Here is a 2603-nt window from a genome sequence, read left to right on the forward strand (position 1 = left end):
GGGAGTTGAATAAATAACAATAATCCTCTAATTGCAATTTTCATGGAGAATGCTCCCAACATTTTTAGCAATTACCTTATGTATAGGATAGTGTTTTTTCGTTTTGGGCGTATCGAAAATTTTTAGCTTGATAGCGATGGGCTGTACCCCTTTAATGAACAAAAATCTTTAAAACCCGCAATTAAACAGCTATCAACTATAAATATGTTATATAATGTGCAACCTTATATAAAAAAGGAGAACCAAAAAAATACATAAAATGGGTTTACTATTTATCCCCAAAGTGGTATTTTTTACTTGTAAAAAATATATATAAGAAAAGAGGATAGTTTATGAAAAACAAATTATTAATCGGAACTTTAGCTCTAGGTTTAGCAAGCAGCATGATTTCAACCAATGTTTTAGCTAACACTGAAACTGATCAGTCTAATTCAAATACATTGAATGAGGCTAAAACAAATGTGGAAAAAAACAAGAAGAAATTTAAAGTACGTGACGTTGAGGTAGAGGTTGTTTTAGATAATGCTAAAGTAAAAAAAACCAAAGTCACAGATGAAAAAGGAAATGTAGTTACTGCAGAGTATGATAAAGAAAATGAAAAAATTACCCTTGTTCAAGATGGTAAAAATATAATACTTGATCTAAGACAACCTGTACAAAATTCTTCTGTTAATCAACAAGACTTAATAACTCCAATGGCTACAGTTGATAGTGGAAAAGAAACTTGGTGGAATGGATATTATAATATTTATAATGTTAATGGAACAAATGTTTGGAACTACGCACCAAACATGAAAAGTGGTACATATCCGAAGTCTACAACTGAAAATTCATCGAACAAATACACTTTGGCTAAAATCGGTAAGTATGTTAACCAGATGAAGGCAAATGAACGTACAGTAGAATTAGCTGCTGGCGGGGCTGCCACGACTATCATTACCTCAATAGTTTTGATACCTGAAACAGGGGGAACATCAGCTGTAGTAGCTGTAGTTTCCACGGTTCTATCTTCTATTACTGCTATTGATGCAGCATGCTCTGCATACTCGGATCACTGGGCTTTTGAAGACCTATATAAATCTCTTCCAAATAAATAATTGATTTTATTTATATAAACAGAATTAAGACGGACGTTTGATGTTAATAAGAATGTCCGTCTTAATTCTGTTCAGTTATATATTTGGGTTATTTGGATATGTAAATATACATAATTAGTAATGTGAAGCTAAAAGGAGGTAAAATATCTTGGTTATAATAAATATATTGAACTTACTAATAAGCTTTTTCCTAATTGTAATAATATATAATAAAAAGTTCAAAAGAAAAATCTGGATGAAACTAGCAGTTATAACTCTCTTTTTTTTCAACTTTTTTCTTATTTTTAAAAATTTTATTACTAATACAGTAATCGGGTCTGTTAACGTAATATTACTAATTAGTTTTATGATCGTCCTAGCTACAGAATTTTCGAATCGTAGATAGACAAAATTACTTAACTGTGTACATGGGGTTTGTATAGTAATGGAACAAACCCCTAACCCTGTGACTGGGCCATATAAATGGAGTAATCCATTATGTATCTATTAGGTTCTAAACAACGTCCGATTATTGTGAAGGGACGAACCAAAGGGCAAGCAGAGAAGGTCGCAGAAATTTGTGCTTAGCACGACTTTACCTACATTATAGGATTAGAACTAACAGAGGATATTTCCGATCTTAAAAAGGCGATCAAAGAATAAATAATACCAGCTAATCCTTATGACATCTGCCCTTGTATATAGTGGAAAAAAATATAAACCTGAATTTCAAAAGCTCATAAGATCAAGGCGAGGTCCTGAAGTAAAGGGGTCTTGAGATGTAAAAAGAAGGAAATTTCCCATGTCCACCAAGAGGATCTTGTACGTAGTGGACAGTCTTTCCTCCTCCCCACCAAAGGGGCTCACTCATTTTCCATGTGAAATTTTGGAGAATGTCAGTCCAGTAAGGCTACTTTTGCTTCGATGCGCTTCCAGGCATAGCGACCGGCGAAGTCTTTCATTAGCTTGAGCACAATGGCGCGGCTGTGTTGAATGAGGATCGCTGCGCAATGAAAGGGCTCCAGACGGAACCGGGAAATCGTATAGCTCTGATGCACGGGCTCGCAGCAGTCTCGCTTGAAGCGTTCAAACAAATTGTAGGCGAGTAGCTTGATCAACAAATCCAATTCGTTGGCCCCCATCGACATAGTGCGTCCAGTAACGACAGGCTTGAACTTCTTCGGCGAGCCGCTGGGTCCATTTGAACTTGCCGACATAGCCGATTCCTTTTCTTTCCCACAGGCTGTAGAAGTCCTCGCCGCCGAAGCTCGTGGCATTTTGCAATGAAAATTCGGTCTTGATTTTGCTGACGGGTGTGGTAGACTTCACCTAAAAGGTGCTCCTCTCTTTGGGTGATGTTGTTTGGACAAACACCATTCTATCAAAGATTTGGAGCCCTTTTCACGTTTTCATAGGGATGTACTTTCGAAATTCAGGATAATATAAACTTCTATATAGACTCTAAATCTGTTACGGCTTTTTCGTTTACTTGGTTTCCTGTATTCAAAGTCGTCTTTGGCTCAAGCA

The 2603-nt window shown here is 36.2% G+C and carries 1 protein-coding gene and 1 pseudogene; one reads left to right on the forward strand and one right to left on the reverse strand.

Going from position 1 to position 2603, the window contains the following annotated elements; genetic code table 11:
* Nucleotides 1–332: 332 nt before the first annotated feature.
* Nucleotides 333–1097 carry a geobacillin-26 family protein gene (locus tag HMPREF0083_RS12650; protein ID WP_021621800.1) on the forward strand — a complete coding sequence of 255 codons (765 nt, stop codon included), beginning with the start codon at nt 333–335 and terminating at the stop codon, nt 1095–1097.
* 875 nt (nt 1098–1972) lie between these two features.
* Here the strand turns inward: HMPREF0083_RS12650 and HMPREF0083_RS27225 are convergent.
* Nucleotides 1973–2342: pseudogene (locus tag HMPREF0083_RS27225) on the reverse strand (IS1380 family transposase); the annotation flags it as partial.
* Nucleotides 2343–2603: the final 261 nt, after the last annotated feature.

The organism is Aneurinibacillus aneurinilyticus ATCC 12856, from assembly GCF_000466385.1.
GTDB classification, from domain to species: domain Bacteria; phylum Bacillota; class Bacilli; order Aneurinibacillales; family Aneurinibacillaceae; genus Aneurinibacillus; species Aneurinibacillus aneurinilyticus.

What these genes read in the sequence shown, in the direction of transcription:
- HMPREF0083_RS12650 (WP_021621800.1), top strand. Translation starts at nt 333, where the DNA reads ATGAAAAACAAATTATTAATCGGAACTTTAGCTCTAGGTTTAGCAAGC.